The organism is Micromonospora sp. KC723 (genome assembly GCF_004348595.1).
In the GTDB taxonomy this organism is placed as follows: Bacteria; Actinomycetota; Actinomycetes; order Mycobacteriales; family Micromonosporaceae; genus Micromonospora.
This window is the reverse complement of the sequence record NZ_SMKD01000143.1, coordinates 1-13,495: the sequence shown is the minus strand read 5'-3', so window position 1 is coordinate 13,495 and position 13,495 is coordinate 1. Positions and strand designations below refer to the sequence as shown.

Below are 13,495 nucleotides of genomic sequence, written 5' to 3'. Positions count from 1 at the left end.
GGGCGGGGCGGCCCGGGCGGATCAGCCGGTGCGGACGACCGTGCAGATGACCGGCCCGTCGTCGGTGGCGCGCAGCAGGTAGCGGTACCGCTCGCCGGGTACCGCCCGGCCCTGGCTGTCCAGAAACTCCCACCGCACCGCCACCATCGTCAGCAGCGCCGAGACCGGCTCGACGTCCTCGATGAGGGCGTTCGCCGCGACGAGTTCCCGCTGCTGGTAGTCGGGCGCGGCGCCGACGAAGGAGAGCGCGACGGCGGCGACGCTGGAGAACGAGAAGCTGTAGGTGTCGGCGACCACCAGCCCGGGCAGCGCGTAACAACCGGCGATGGCGGGCAGGTCGCCGACGATGAGGGCCACGCCGTACCGGTCGAAGAAGTCGGTCAGTGTGCCGAGGGAGGTGGAGGCGGTCACGGGCTCACTGATTGCCGGTCACCGAACACGGCAAACCTCACCGTGGGGGGATACGCACCTCGATCTCTTTGCCGAGCCGGGCGTCGCCGGTCAGGTCCAGGTCGTCGCCGCTCCAGAACCGGCCCGGGTCGTACCAGTTCGGCCGACGGCCGGGCGGCAACAGCCCCATCGCCTCGTAGGTCACCGCGACCACCTCGGCGCAGTACGCGGTCTCCAACGCCCGGTCCGGCACCGGCGCGGGGGACGCGTCCCGCCGGCCGGGGTGCGGCACCCGCACCCGCGGCACCCGCCCCCGGGCCCAGCGCCAGGCGAGTTGGGCCGTGCTGGGGAACGGGGTGCCGTCGAGTCGGGCGATGGTGCGCAGCACCGCCTGCTCCCGGTCCGGGCCGGCCGGGGGTTCGAGCTGGCGTAGCCAGGCCTTCTGGCCGTACCGGTTGGCCCAGACGCAGACCGCGTCACGCAGGTCGTGCAGCTGCACGCCGCGCTGGTGGGCCCCCGTCCACATGTCCGGCAGCGACCGGCCCAGTTCGGCGTGCCACATCAGCGGCGGCATGTCGTCGAGCACCACGGCCATGCCGACGTGGTTCACCGGACTGTTGGTGGTGAGCTGGATGGCCCGGTCGGGCACGCTGCGGCCCCGGAAGACCCACACGTCCCCGGTGCGGGTCAGCTCCACGGCCTCGTCCAGGCTGATGCTCACGTCGCCACCCCGCCGACGCCCGTGCTTCGCTCGCTCATGGACCACTACCCTAGGCCGATGCGGCAACGGATGCGGTGGTGGAAGGTCCTCGGCCTGGCCGGCCTGGCCGGGGTAGCGGCGTCCGGCGTGGTGATCGCCCGCGCCGAGCGGCGCCGCCGGGCGTACACGCCGGAGGAGATCCGGGCCCGGCTGCGCGAGCGGCACGCGCAGGCCGGCGGGGGCGGCGCGCCCGCCGACGGGGCCGCCTGAGCCGGGCCCGGCGGCACTGCTCGCGGGCGGCCCGTGCCGTGTCAACCCGCGCCGGCAGCAGCTTGCGCCAAAAGCAAGACGGACGTACGGTTTTGTTGACGACGACAATCGGCGGTAAGTGCCACCTAACCTCGGCGGCGCTCCGGCCGGTGCGACAGACTGCTCAGGACTACTCACGGTCGCTGGTGTGAAGGAGTACGACGTGGCGAGCCTCGACACCTTCGGTGCGAAGACCCAGCTACGCGTCGGAGACGCGAGCTACGAGATTTTCCGGATCGACCGGGTGGAGGGGCACGACCGGCTGCCCTACAGCCTGAAGATCCTGCTGGAGAACCTGCTGCGGACCGAGGACGGCGCGAACATCACCGCCGACCACATCCGCCAGCTGGGCGGCTGGGACCCCACCGCCGACCCGAGTGTGGAGATCCAGTTCACCCCGGCGCGGGTGCTCATGCAGGACTTCACCGGCGTACCCTGCGTGGTCGACCTGGCCACCATGCGGGAGGCCGTGCGCGACCTCGGCGGCGACGCCACCAAGGTCAACCCGCTCGCGCCGGCCGAGCTGGTCATCGACCACTCCGTCATCGCCGACCTGTTCGGCCGTGAGGACGCCTTCGAGCGCAACGTCGAGCTGGAGTACCAGCGCAACAAGGAGCGCTACCAGTTCCTGCGCTGGGGCCAGACCGCCTTCAACGAGTTCAAGGTCGTCCCGCCGGGCACCGGCATCGTGCACCAGGTCAACATCGAGTACCTGGCCCGTACGATCATGGAGCGCAACGGCCAGGCGTACCCGGACACCGTCGTCGGCACCGACTCGCACACCACCATGGTCAACGGCCTGGGCGTGCTGGGCTGGGGCGTCGGCGGCATCGAGGCCGAGGCCGCGATGCTCGGTCAGCCGGTCAGCATGCTCATCCCGCGGGTCGTCGGCTTCAAGCTCGCAGGCGAGATGCCGGCCGGCACCACCGCCACCGACCTCGTGCTCACCATCACCGAGATGCTCCGCAAGCACGGTGTGGTCGGCAAGTTCGTCGAGTTCTACGGCCCGGGCGTCGGCGCCGTGCCGCTGGCCAACCGGGCCACCATCGGCAACATGTCCCCGGAGTACGGCTCCACGGTCGCGATCTTCCCGATCGACGCCGAGACCGTCCGCTACCTGGAGCTGACCGGCCGCGACCCGCAGCAGGTGGCGCTCGTCGAGGCGTACGCCAAGGAGCAGGGCCTCTGGCACGACCCGGCCCACGAGCCGGAGTACTCCGAGCGGCTGGAGCTGGACCTGGGCACCATCGAGCCGTCCCTGGCCGGCCCGAAGCGCCCGCAGGACCGGGTGCCGCTGGGCAGCGCCAAGACGCTGTTCCGCGCGGCCCTGGGCGACTACGTGGCCGCCGACGAGACCGGTGGCGACCGGGGCCGCAAGCCGGGGGTGCCGCAGCTGGAGAAGCCGTTCGGCGCCGACGGCCCGGCCGACGAGGCCAGCGCCGAGTCCTTCCCGGCCAGCGACGCCCCGGCCAACGGGGTCAACGACCCGGCCGACGCCCCGCGCGACCTGGAGACCGCCGCCGTGGGCGCGGGCGGGCGGGCGAGCAACCCGGTCCGGGTGACCGGCACCGACGGCGTCGAGTACGAGCTGGACCACGGCGCGGTGGTGATCGCCGCGATCACCTCCTGCACCAACACCTCCAACCCGCAGGTCATGATCGGGGCCGCGCTGCTGGCCCGCAACGCGGTGGACAAGGGCCTGGCCCGCAAGCCGTGGGTGAAGACCACCCTGGCCCCGGGCTCGAAGGTCGTCATGGACTACTACGACCGGGCCGGCCTCACCCCGTACCTGGAGAAGCTCGGTTTCAACCTGGTCGGTTACGGCTGCACCACCTGCATCGGCAACTCCGGCCCGCTGCCCGAGGAAGTCTCGGCCGCGGTCAACGACGGTGACCTCGCCGTCGTGTCGGTGCTCTCCGGCAACCGGAACTTCGAGGGCCGGATCAACCCGGACGTCAAGATGAACTACCTGGCCTCCCCGCCGCTGGTGGTGGCGTACGCCCTGGCCGGCACGATGGACATCGACCTGGCCAACGAGCCGATCGGCGAGGACACCTCGGGCAACCCGGTCTTCCTGCGCGACATCTGGCCGAGCAGCGCCGAGATCCAGGACGTCATCGCCTCGGCGATCGGCGCGACGGGCTTCAGCGCGGCGTACGCCGACGTGTTCGCCGGCGACGAGCGGTGGCAGTCGCTGCCGACCCCGACCGGCGACACGTTCGCCTGGGAGAGCGACTCCACCTACGTCCGCAAGCCCCCGTACTTCGAGGGGATGCAGCGCGACCCGAAGCCGGTCGTCGACATCTCCGGCGCGCGGGTGCTGGCCAAGCTGGGCGACTCGGTCACCACCGACCACATCTCCCCAGCCGGCTCGATCAAGGCCGACTCGCCGGCCGGCAAGTACCTCGCCGAGCACGGTGTGCCGCGCCACGAGTTCAACTCGTACGGTTCCCGGCGGGGCAACCACGAGGTGATGATCCGGGGCACCTTCGCCAACATCCGGCTGCGCAACCAGCTCGTCCCGGGCGTGGAGGGCGGCTTCACGGTCAACCACCTGACCGGCGAGCAGACCTCCATCTACGACGCCTCGATGGCCTACCAGGAGGCCGGCGTCCCGCTGGTCATCCTGGCCGGCAAGGAGTACGGCTCCGGGTCGTCGCGCGACTGGGCGGCCAAGGGCACCATGCTCCTCGGGGTCAGGGCGGTCATCGCCGAGTCGTACGAGCGGATCCACCGCTCCAACCTGATCGGCATGGGCGTCCTGCCGTTGCAGTTCCCGACCGGCGAGAACGCCGAGTCGCTGGGCCTGACCGGCACGGAGACCTTCTCCATCACCGGCGTGACCGAGCTGAACGACGGCCGGACCCCGCGTACGGTGAAGGTCACCACCGACACCGGCGTGGAGTTCGACGCCGTGGTGCGGATCGACACCCCCGGCGAGGCGGACTACTACCGCCACGGCGGCATCCTGCAGTACGTGCTGCGCCGCATGATCTCGGGCTGACCTCCGTAGCGTCTCCTCGGCCCCCTCCCGCGACCGGCGGGAGGGGGCCGTGGCGTTTCCGCCGGTAGCTGCTCGCCCTCGGCGATCCTCATCAGCAGGGTGGGTGCTCCGGTCGCCGCGACTGTCGGGGGCCGTGCGTAGGGTGGCGGAATGATCGATCGCCGCCAGGTGATGAGCTTCCGCGTGCAGGCCCAGCAACTCACCCGAGCCGAGGGCACCCTGGCAGACACCGCCGTGCTCGACATCGGAGTGCAGGACACCGGCCCGGACGGCGGTGGCTGGGCGATGGCCCTGCGCGGGGTCGACACAACCGCGTCGTCCGGTGACGACCTGGTCCTGCTGTGGACCGTCCGCGGCGCGCCCCACCTCTACCGACGGGCCGACGTGGGGCAGGTGGCGGCCGCGGTCGAGCCGTGGTCCGACGCCGACGCGGGCAAACGTGTCTACGACGCCGCCAAGCCCTTGCGGACCGCCGGCATCGGCGTCCTGGCCGCCCTCGACGAGGTGGCCGCGCAGATGCGGTCCGTCGTCACCCGGCCGACGGTCAAGGGTGAGGTCTCCGGTCACCTGGCGCAGGTGCTGCCCGAGCCTTATCTGCGGTTCTGCCGGCCGTGCCGGGCGACGCACCTCTTCGAGATGCCGTTCCGGCTGGCCGCCCTGCGGGCCGGTCTGGAGCTGCGGCCCGGCACGTCGCCGCCGGTGCTGGAGCGCATCCCCGGCTTCACCAAGGCCGACGCGGCCGGTGACCGGTTCGATGTGATCCGGGCCTACCTCCGGCTGCTCGGCCCTGCCACCCCCAAGGACGTCGCCACCTACCTCGACGCCCCGGTCAAGGAGGTCAAGGCACGCTGGCCGGAGGATGCCGTCGAGGTGACGGTCGAGGGCGAGACACGCTCGCTGCTCACCGTCGACGAGCGGGCACTGACGTCGGCCGACGCGACAGGAACCCGCCTGCTCGGCCCGTTCGACCTCTTCCTGCAGGCCCGGGACCGGGCGACCCTGGTGCCGGACGCCGCGCACGCCAAGGAGTTGTGGCCGGTGCTGGGCCGACCCGGCGCCGTCCTGGTCGACGGCGAACTGGTCGGCACCTGGCGCCCCCGCAAGTCCGGCAGCCGGATGACCGTCGCCGTCCGTCCCTGGGCGAAGCTGCCCGACACTCGACACCGCGCTGTCGTCGAGCAGGCCGAACGCCTGGCGGCGTACCGATCGGTCGCGCTCGCCGGCGTCGACTTCGACGGCTAGCGACGGATCGAACCGGCACAGCGGCGTGCCGCCCGTCGACGAACGGCAACCTCGCCGGGTTCAGCCCTCGATGCCACGGTGGCGGGCCTCCCGGGTCTTCATCGCGTGTTCCAGCAGTGTGATGAGCACATCCCGGGCCGAATCCCGCTGCCGGGCGTCGCAGAGCATCACCGGTACCCCCGGGTCGAGGTTGAGCGCCGCCTGCACCTCGTCCAGCCGGTACTGCCGGGCGCCGTCGAAGCAGTTCACCGCCACCACGAAGGGCGTGCCGCGCTCCTCGAAGTAGTCGATCGACGGGAAGCAGTCGGCCATCCGCCGGGTGTCGGCCAACACGACCGCGCCGATCGCCCCGAGGGCCAGCTCGTCCCAGACGAACCAGAACCGGTCCTGCCCCGGGGTACCGAAGAGGTAGAGAACCAGGTCGTCGCTGATGGTGATCCGGCCGAAGTCCATCGCCACCGTGGTGGTGGTCTTGCCCTCGACACCGGACAGGTCGTCGATCCCGATGCCCGTCTCGGTCAGCACCTCCTCGGTGCGCAGCGGCTTGGTCTCGCTCACCGCGCCGACCAGCGTGGTCTTACCCACCCCGAAACCACCGGCGATCAGGATCTTGATCGCGGTGGGCAGGGACGGCGCTCCGGCCGCCCGCTCAGAGTGCCCGTAGTCCATTGATAACCGCCTCGAAAACGCTCTCATCGGGTACGCCGGCGCCGCCTCCGGGCGGCCGGACCTTCACCAGGTCGCGGGCCAACAGGTCGCCCAGAAGGACCCGGACGGTGCCCACCGGCAGGTCGAGGTGGGCGGCGACCTCCGCCACGGACTGCATCCGCTGGCAGAACGCGACGATCGCCACGTGCTCCGGGCCCAGGCCGGACTCGCCACCGGCGTGCGGCCGGGTCGCCAGCACCATGGAGATCAGGTCGAACGTGCCGGTCACCGGGCGGGCCCGGCCGCCGGTCACCGCGTACGGGCGGACCACCGGACCCGCGTGGTCGTCGACCCACCGGTCCTCGGCGGAATCGTCCTCGGCCGCCATCCTGCTACTTCCCGCCGGTCGGGTGATCGAAGCCGCGGGTGGGCGACGCGACGAAGGCACCCACCCGGGTCACCACCATGGCCATCTCGTACGCGATCAGCCCGACGTCCGCGTCCTCGGAGGCGAGCACCGCCAGGCAGGCGTTGCGCCCGGCCGCCGTGACGAACAGGAACGACGACTGCATCTCGATGATGGTCTGCTGGACCTGCCCGCCGCCGAACCGCTTGCCCGCGCCCCGGGCCAGGCTCTGGATACCGGCGGCCATCGCCGCCAGGTGCTCACCGTCATCCCGGCTCAGCCCTCGCGACGAGGCCATCAGCAGGCCGTCCGAGGAGAGCGCCACGGCATGTTCAGCCTGCTTCACCCGGCCGACCAGATCGTCCAGCAGCCACGTCAGGTCGGCATTCGAAGCCGTCTTCTGCCCCACTCGCGTCCTCATCTCCCCCGGCTGTTGTCGCCGTTGCTCCCGTTGCCGCGTGCCGCCGCGTCCGGCGTCGTCAGGTTCCTGCTCCGTCCCGGGGCCCGGCCCGTCGGGCCCGCCGGGCGCGGGCCGACCCGGCGAAGGCGGCGACCAGTTCCTCGCTGCGCTGGCGTCGGGCGCACAGCGCCTGCGCCCGCTCCGGGCTCGGCCGCCCCAGGGAGGCCACCGACATCCGGCGTTCCCGTCGCAGCTCGGTACGCAGTGCTTCGCCCGGCTCGGCAACCTGGGCGTCGAGGGTCCGCACACTGAGGACGGTGTGACCGTCCGGCAGGGTCGCTCCGGCAGCGAACGCCCCGAGCGCGACCGGCACCGCCACCACCCTCGCGCGCAGACTTGCGCTGCGGGAACCCATCACACCGTCCCTCGCCGGTCCTGATGCACGTTTCGGATCGGCCGAAGTGCGACGCCGGCCCCGGCGCACGCTAGCAGTGTCCGGAACCTTACTCAAGCAACGCCGATCAGGGCGCGACCCGGGTGAGGAAGCGGTCGCGGTGGCGCTCACCTGCGGGTCTGCGGGCGGCGAGGACCGCCCGTCGGACGATCGGGCCGATGGTGGAGATCCTTGTCATGCCATAGTGGACGGTCGTGACCGTCCGGAGGGGACAACCGACCGACGGCCGGAGCCGGCCGTGCTGACGGTGACGGGTGACGGTCAGGCAAGTGCCGGTTGCCGGTGTGGGGTGAGCATCAGCGGCACCCGTTCCCGGGGACGCAGCGACGCGGCGAGACGCGGGTGGGGCATACCGGGCTCGCAGAGCCGGTACCGGAACCGGCTGAACAGCGTCGCCACGACCAGCGGCGCTTCCAGCCGGAAGAGGTACTGCCCGAGGCACTGCTGGGCGCCCCCGAACGGGTAGTAGGCGTACGGGTGGACGCGCCCGGGCCGGCCGGGGGCGAACCGTTCCGGGTCGAAGACCTCCGGCCGCGGCCAGCACCGGGCGAGCCGTTGGGTGACGTACGGGCTGAGGAGAACGGTGCCGCCGGCCTTGATCCGGGTGCCGCCGATGACGTCGTCCCCGATCGCCGTGCGGGGCACCAGCCAACCCGACGGGTACGCCCGGAGCAGCTCGTCGAGGACCATCCGGGTGTAGTGCAGCTGGCCGAGCTGTTCCCGGCTGACCGCGTCGCCGGGGCCGACCACCCGGTCGATCTCGTCGTAGAGCCGGACGGCGACGTCGGGCAGTTGCTCCAGCAGGGGGAACAGCCAGGTGAGCACCACATGGGGGGTCTCGGCGGTGGCGACGAGGACGGCCAGCAGGTCGTCGCGGATCCGCTGCTCGTCCAGCTTGTTGCCGTGGGCGTCGCGGGCCCGGGCCAGGGCGGCGATGATGTCGTCCCCGCCCTCGCCACCGGCGCGTTCGGCGCGGACCAGGGGCAGCAGGATCTCGTCGATGTTGTGCACGGCGCGGCGGAACGCCCGGTCCCCGGGCAGCGGCACCGCCGCCGGCAGGAAGGGGACGAGCAGCCGGTGGTGCAGCGAGGTGGCCGCGTTGTCCTGCTCGGCGACCACCCGGGCGACGTCGGCGGCGGAGAGCTTGCCGCCGAAGAAGACCCGGCTGACGGCCCGGCTGATGATCCGGGACACCTCGGTGGCGGCGTCGACCGGGGCACCGTCCCGGGCCGGACCGGCGAGCTCGTCGACGGCGTCGCTGATCGCGCGGCCGAGGTCGTCGACCGCCGCGTCGATCCGCTTCGCCGTGAAGTGCGGCTGGAGCCGCCACCGGTCCTCCCCCCACTCCTGTCCGGCGTAGAGGATCCCGTCGCCGCAGAGCCGGCGCGGCAACCTCCGCCGGCCGCCGGAGCCGGTGTAGTTGGCCGCGTTGTCCCGCAGCACGTGCTGCACGTGCGCGGGCTCGGCGACCAGGTACGGCCGGAGGGTGCCGAGGTTGAGCCGGACGACCTGGTGCGGCGCGGCGTCGGCGAGGGCCACCAGGGTGCCCAGGGGGTCGCGCAGCAGGCCGGGCAGCGTGCGGCGCAGCGACGCGACGTACGGGGGGCGCCGGGCGGGGCACGGCTCAGCCACGGGTCACCTGCACGGTTCCTCCTCCGCATCGATGCCGGCACTGCGCAGCGTGCCCCCGTGGTCATCGCACGTCACGGCCCCGCAGAGCATGACATCGAAGACGCCTGTTTCTCCAGACATCCCGCCCGGAGGAGTTTCGCTTCCCGAGTCGTCACCTCCACACAGGACGGTGAAGAACCGTGTCGGGTGAAGAAGATCCGCAGGTGGCACCCGGCTACCCGGCCGACCGACGGCCTGAACGACAGCTCAGGGGGGCGCCGGAGTGTAACCGGGATCATGCGTGGGGTCACCGCCGCCCGCCGGACGCGCCACGGTCCGTACGGCGGCCGGCGGGTGGGCACCCGGTCTTCCCCGCGTTCCGGCGGCGCTGTCGGGGCCGGCAAACCCGGGCGCGTACGAACGCCCTGTGCCAGGCTCAGGGGCATGGACGACAAGACCATCCTGAACCGGATCTCCGAACTCGTCGACGAGGAGCACCGGCTGCGCTCGACGGCGCAGGAGAACGAGGCCGGCACCGATGACGAGGCCCGGGAGCGACTGCGCGCGCTCGAGGAGTCGCTGGACCAGTGCTGGGACCTGCTGCGCCGCCGCCGGGCGGCCCGCCGGGCGCACGGCGACCCGGACGCCCAGGGCGAGCGGCCGCTGCCGGAGGTCGAGCGCTACCTCCAGTAGGGCCGGCGGGCGGGCGCCCCGGGGGTTGCCGGGGCGCCCCCGGCTCACCGGACGCCGGCCTCGCGCAGCAGCATCCCGGTCACCTCGTCCTGGTCGGTCGGCAACCCCCGCGCGGCGAACCAGGCGGCGACCACCCGTACGTCGCGCGCCAGGAACTCCGGCCCCCGCGGGTTGGCCACCACGTCGACCACCTGGGGCAGGTCGATCATGACGAGCCGGTCCCGGTGCACCAGCAGGTTGTACGGCGACAGGTCGCCGTGGGCGTACCCGGCACGGGCCAGCACGACCAGGGCGTCGACCAACTGCGTCCAGAGGGAGCGCAGCTCGGCTCCGTCAGGGCGGAGCTGGGCCAGTCGGGGCGCCGCCGTCCCGTCCTCGGCGTCGCCGACGAACTCCAGCATCAGTTCGGTACCGATCAGCTGGACCGGGTACGGCACGGCGATCCGGCCGGTGGCGACGCCGACCTCCCAGAGCTGGGCGAGGGCGGCGAACTCGGCCGCCGCCCACTGCCCGGCGATCATCTGTCGCCCGAAGGCGGTCCGCCCGACCATCGCCCGCATCTCCCGGGAGCGTCGGACCCGGCGCCCCTCCAGGTAACCGGCGTCGCGGTGGAAGAGGCGGTGCTGCGCGTCCCGGTAGCGTTTGACGGCCAGTAGGCACGAGCGGTCGGTGCCCGGCACGGCCCGACGGACGAGGTGGACGTCCGCCTCCTTGCCGGTCTTGAGCACACCGAGTTCGGTGTCCCGGGCGGCCAGTTCGGTGACCAGCCAGTCGGGGTGGGGTTCTGGCCCGTGCACGGCCTGGTCCCAGGAGGACCAGCGATCCTGCTGGTCGGGCTGGGCGTCGGGGTCGGGCTCGGGGTCGGCGAGGGCGGGCCGGTCGGCCCGGCCCCGCTTCAGGAACTGTGGTTCGTCGTCGTCGAAGCGGCTCTTGCCGCGGCCACGGCGCTGCGGCGCCGGGAGGTCGTGTTCGCGCACGGAACTGGTGATCCCTTGGTCGAGGCTGGTGGAGGCAGGTGGTACGACCCTGCAAAGACGGCCATGACCGACCTCCTCTCCTCGACCGGGTATCCACCCCGGCGCGTGCGTTGACGCGGCACCCATGGTGGTGTCGCCCCCGGGCCCGGGTCAACCGAATTACGCCGGGCAGCGGAGCGGGTCAGCCACCGAGCACGACGGAGACGGCGGCGATCAGGGAGTCCACGATCCGGGTCGGCGCGAACCGGGTGTCGGACCAGCTCCGACCGCGGTGCAACCACACACTGGGCAGGCCGACGGCGGCAGCCCCGCCGATGTCGGACTCGGGGCTGTCCCCCACCACCCACCCGCCGCGCAGCGGCATCCGGGCGCGTTGCGCGGCGAGCGCGAAGATACGCGGGTTGGGCTTGCTGACCCCGGCCTCCTCGGAGATCACCCAGTCGGCGACGTACCGGTCCAGCCCGGTGTTCCGGATCTTGGCTTCCTGGTACTGCACCGTGCCGTTGGTCACCACCACCGGCATCCAGCCCGCGTCGTCGGCGATCCGCAGCGCGCAGGCGACCAGCGGGTCCAGCCGGGTGTACGCCACCACCCCGGCGCGCAGCTCGTCCACCAGGTCGATCGCCGGAATGCGCAGCGCGTAGCGGTCGCGGATGGCGTCCGCGAGATCCCACCGGTCGGTGAGCCCGTCCGCGTCGAGGGAGACCAGCCAGTCGATGTCGGCGGGCGGTGCCCCGATCTCCGCCAGGAACCACTCGCCCCAGGCGCGGAACGACCCTGCGCGATCGAGCAGGGTGTTGTCCAGGTTGAGCAGGAGCAGCGGCACTCGGGCACCTTACGGGAGAGGGAGCGGGCGTCGACAGGGCCGAGCGGCCCGCTGACGTCCGTCAGGCCGGCAGCACTGTTCGGGAGGGTTTCGCGGCGGCGGATCGGTCGTCTGGCGGAGCGTGCGCGGCGCGGTTGGCCACCGGCGGCGCCGGGTCGGCAGCGGTGGCGGGCTCGGCAGCCACGGTCGGCGCGGCGGGGGGCGCGGGTACGGAGGCGACCGGGGACGTCGTCACCCGGCGATCCTAACCGGCGTGCCACGCCCGTCCGTCCCAGCGTGTGAGCAACCCAAGCCGTACGTACGGTTTGCCTAACGCAGGGTCAACTGGAACGATCTACCTGTGCCCAGAGTAAGTCAGGACCAGCTCGACGCCCGCCGGCAGGAGATCCTCGGCGCGGCGCGGGCCTGTTTCGCCCGGCACGGCTACGAGGGAGCCACCGTCCGCCGGCTGGAGGAGGCCACCGGACTGTCCCGGGGCGCGATCTTCCACCACTTCCGTGACAAGGACTCGCTGTTCCTCGCCGTGGCGGAGGACGACGCCGCCGCCATGGTCGAGACGGTGGCCCGCAACGGCCTGGTCCAGGTCATGCGGGACCTGCTCGCCGGAGCGGTCTCCCCGGACACCACCGGCTGGTTGGGCAGCCAGCTGGAGGTCTCCCGCCGGCTACGCACCGACCCGGCCTTCGCCCGCCGCTGGGCCGAGCGCTCCGCCGCGGTCGCCGAGGCGACCCGGGAGCGGCTGGCCCGGCAGCGCGACGCGGGGGTGCTGCGCGAGGACGTCCCGATCGACGTGCTGGCCCAGTTCCTCGAGCTGGCGTACGACGGTCTGGTGCTGCACCTGGCGATGGGGCGGCCCGCCGGCGACCTCGGTCCGGTGCTGGACCTGGTCGAAGAGGCCGTACGCCGGCGCTGACGCCCGTTGCGTCTCGGTTCGATGACTCTGCCGCCGGCACGGTCCACCCCTGGCGGGACTGCTCCACAATGGGGCCGCGACCCCGCGCGACAACAGGAGCAACCATGACCGTCCTCGCCGCCCCGGACGACACCTGGGGCATCCCCGGTCCTCTCTTCCTCGGCCTCTACCTGTCGGCCGTCCTGGTGGCGGTCGTCGGCGCGCTCGTGCACCGGTCCCGCGTCCTCGCCGGGCAGGGAGCCGCCACCGCCGGTCGGCTCGACCCGCAGCAGGTGGCGTACCTCAACGGTGGCGACCAGCTCGCGGTCTGGTCCGCGCTCGGCGGGCTGCGCGGCAGCGGCGCCGTCGGCGTCCGCCCCGACCGGCGGCTCACCACCGGCACTCCCCTGCCGGCCGGGGCGACCCCCCTCGACCAGGCCGTCCACCACGCCGCCCGGCGGCACCTGCACGCCCGGGAGCTGGTCCGCGACGGGTGGGTGGCCCGCGCCCTGACCGACCTGCGCGAGGGCCTCGAGCGGCAGGGCCTGGTGCTCTCCGCCGAACGGCGCAGCGCCGCCCGCGGCGGCGCACTGGTGCTGGTCGGGCTGCTCACGCTCGGCGCGGTCCGGGCCACCACCGGTCTGGCCAACGGCCGACCGGTCGGGTTCCTGCTGCTTGCCCTCGTCGCCCTGACCGTCACGACGATCCTGCTGAGCCGGGTGCCACGGCGTACCCGGGCCGCCAACGCCGTGCTGCGTGAGCTACGGCGGCGCCACGCGCACCTCACCCCCGCCTCCGCGCCGGCTTACGCCACCTACGGCCCGGCCGGGGCAGCCATGGGCGTGGCCCTGTTCGGCACCGTCTCGCTGTGGGGTCTCGACCCGGGCTTCGCCGAGCAGGCCGAGATCCAGCGGCAGGCTTCGGGGGTGGGCGGGTCCAGCGG

16 protein-coding genes are annotated in these 13,495 nt (G+C 72.8%); 6 read left to right on the top strand and 10 right to left on the bottom strand.

Translation table 11 applies throughout. The features are described 5' to 3' along the window. Positions 1 to 21: 21 nt before the first annotated feature. Together E1165_RS24020 and E1165_RS24015 are read right to left on the bottom strand one after the other, a co-directional pair. Complete coding sequence (locus E1165_RS24020; protein WP_132394013.1) at positions 22 to 411, bottom strand: hypothetical protein; 390 nt, start codon at positions 409 to 411, stop codon at positions 22 to 24. Positions 412 to 448: 37 nt separating this feature from the next. After that, positions 449 to 1,111: a hypothetical protein gene (locus E1165_RS24015; protein ID WP_132394012.1), complete on the bottom strand. Its 663-nt coding sequence runs from the start codon at positions 1,109 to 1,111 to the stop codon at positions 449 to 451. A gap of 69 nt (positions 1,112 to 1,180) precedes the next feature. On the opposite strand from E1165_RS24015, the gene E1165_RS24010 reads away from it, so the two are divergent. From E1165_RS24010 to E1165_RS24000, 3 genes are all read left to right on the top strand, one after another. Continuing rightward, positions 1,181 to 1,360 (top strand): hypothetical protein, encoded by a 180-nt coding sequence (locus E1165_RS24010; RefSeq protein ID WP_207917023.1) that lies wholly within the window; start codon positions 1,181 to 1,183, stop codon positions 1,358 to 1,360. 187 nt (positions 1,361 to 1,547) lie between these two features. After that, positions 1,548 to 4,403 (top strand): aconitate hydratase, encoded by a 2,856-nt coding sequence (locus E1165_RS24005; protein WP_132394010.1) that lies wholly within the window; start codon positions 1,548 to 1,550, stop codon positions 4,401 to 4,403. Between the two features lie 150 nt (positions 4,404 to 4,553). Beyond that, positions 4,554 to 5,645, top strand: a complete 1,092-nt coding sequence (locus E1165_RS24000; RefSeq protein ID WP_132394009.1) for a winged helix DNA-binding domain-containing protein — start codon at positions 4,554 to 4,556, stop codon at positions 5,643 to 5,645. 60 nt (positions 5,646 to 5,705) lie between these two features. Here E1165_RS24000 and E1165_RS23995 read toward each other — a convergent pair whose 3' ends face one another. The 5 genes from E1165_RS23995 to E1165_RS23975 all read right to left on the bottom strand — a co-directional run bounded on the left by E1165_RS23995 (position 5,706) and on the right by E1165_RS23975 (position 9,185). Continuing rightward, complete coding sequence (locus tag E1165_RS23995) at positions 5,706 to 6,314, bottom strand: ATP/GTP-binding protein (protein WP_132394008.1); 609 nt, start codon at positions 6,312 to 6,314, stop codon at positions 5,706 to 5,708. Further along, complete coding sequence (locus tag E1165_RS23990; protein ID WP_132394007.1) at positions 6,295 to 6,681, bottom strand: DUF742 domain-containing protein; 387 nt, start codon at positions 6,679 to 6,681, stop codon at positions 6,295 to 6,297. The genes E1165_RS23995 and E1165_RS23990 overlap by 20 nt, the downstream gene beginning before the upstream one ends. Positions 6,682 to 6,685: 4 nt before the next feature. After that, entirely contained in the window at positions 6,686 to 7,120 is a 435-nt protein-coding gene (locus E1165_RS23985) for a roadblock/LC7 domain-containing protein (protein ID WP_207917022.1), read from the bottom strand. 58 nt (positions 7,121 to 7,178) lie between these two features. Next, complete coding sequence (locus E1165_RS23980; protein WP_132394006.1) at positions 7,179 to 7,514, bottom strand: hypothetical protein; 336 nt, start codon at positions 7,512 to 7,514, stop codon at positions 7,179 to 7,181. A 300-nt stretch (positions 7,515 to 7,814) separates the two neighbouring features. Continuing rightward, positions 7,815 to 9,185 carry a cytochrome P450 gene (locus E1165_RS23975; protein WP_132394005.1) on the bottom strand — a complete coding sequence of 457 codons (1,371 nt, stop codon included), beginning with the start codon at positions 9,183 to 9,185 and terminating at the stop codon, positions 7,815 to 7,817. Positions 9,186 to 9,608: 423 nt separating this feature from the next. Here E1165_RS23975 and E1165_RS23970 point away from each other — a divergent pair, with 423 nt between their 5' ends. Then, positions 9,609 to 9,857, top strand: a complete 249-nt coding sequence (locus E1165_RS23970; protein WP_132394004.1) for a DUF2630 family protein — start codon at positions 9,609 to 9,611, stop codon at positions 9,855 to 9,857. A 44-nt stretch (positions 9,858 to 9,901) separates the two neighbouring features. Here E1165_RS23970 and E1165_RS23965 read toward each other — a convergent pair whose 3' ends face one another. The 3 genes from E1165_RS23965 to E1165_RS29200 form a co-directional block, all read right to left on the bottom strand. Continuing rightward, positions 9,902 to 10,834 carry a serine protein kinase RIO gene (locus E1165_RS23965; RefSeq protein WP_132394003.1) on the bottom strand — a complete coding sequence of 311 codons (933 nt, stop codon included), beginning with the start codon at positions 10,832 to 10,834 and terminating at the stop codon, positions 9,902 to 9,904. A 181-nt stretch (positions 10,835 to 11,015) separates the two neighbouring features. Beyond that, the gene (locus E1165_RS23960; RefSeq protein WP_132394002.1) at positions 11,016 to 11,660 is read right to left on the bottom strand and encodes an HAD family hydrolase; all 645 of its coding nucleotides are present in this window, start codon (positions 11,658 to 11,660) and stop codon (positions 11,016 to 11,018) included. 61 nt (positions 11,661 to 11,721) lie between these two features. Beyond that, positions 11,722 to 11,895: a hypothetical protein gene (locus E1165_RS29200; protein ID WP_165945312.1), complete on the bottom strand. Its 174-nt coding sequence runs from the start codon at positions 11,893 to 11,895 to the stop codon at positions 11,722 to 11,724. A 105-nt stretch (positions 11,896 to 12,000) separates the two neighbouring features. Between E1165_RS29200 and E1165_RS23955 the strand changes: the two genes are divergently transcribed. Continuing rightward, positions 12,001 to 12,573 (top strand): TetR/AcrR family transcriptional regulator, encoded by a 573-nt coding sequence (locus tag E1165_RS23955; RefSeq protein WP_132394001.1) that lies wholly within the window; start codon positions 12,001 to 12,003, stop codon positions 12,571 to 12,573. Positions 12,574 to 12,677: 104 nt separating this feature from the next. After that, positions 12,678 to 13,495 (top strand): TIGR04222 domain-containing membrane protein (locus tag E1165_RS23950; RefSeq protein WP_132394000.1); only part of this gene is annotated, 818 nt, incomplete at its 3' end.

What these genes read in the sequence shown, in the direction of transcription:
- E1165_RS24010 (WP_207917023.1), top strand. Translation starts at nt 1,181, where the DNA reads ATGCGGTGGTGGAAGGTCCTCGGCCTGGCCGGCCTGGCCGGGGTAGCG.
- E1165_RS24000 (WP_132394009.1), top strand. Translation starts at nt 4,554, where the DNA reads ATGATCGATCGCCGCCAGGTGATGAGCTTCCGCGTGCAGGCCCAGCAA.
- E1165_RS23995 (WP_132394008.1), bottom strand. Translation starts at nt 6,314, where the DNA reads ATGGACTACGGGCACTCTGAGCGGGCGGCCGGAGCGCCGTCCCTGCCC.
- E1165_RS23990 (WP_132394007.1), bottom strand. Translation starts at nt 6,681, where the DNA reads ATGGCGGCCGAGGACGATTCCGCCGAGGACCGGTGGGTCGACGACCAC.
- E1165_RS23985 (WP_207917022.1), bottom strand. Translation starts at nt 7,120, where the DNA reads ATGAGGACGCGAGTGGGGCAGAAGACGGCTTCGAATGCCGACCTGACG.
- E1165_RS23980 (WP_132394006.1), bottom strand. Translation starts at nt 7,514, where the DNA reads ATGGGTTCCCGCAGCGCAAGTCTGCGCGCGAGGGTGGTGGCGGTGCCG.
- E1165_RS23970 (WP_132394004.1), top strand. Translation starts at nt 9,609, where the DNA reads ATGGACGACAAGACCATCCTGAACCGGATCTCCGAACTCGTCGACGAG.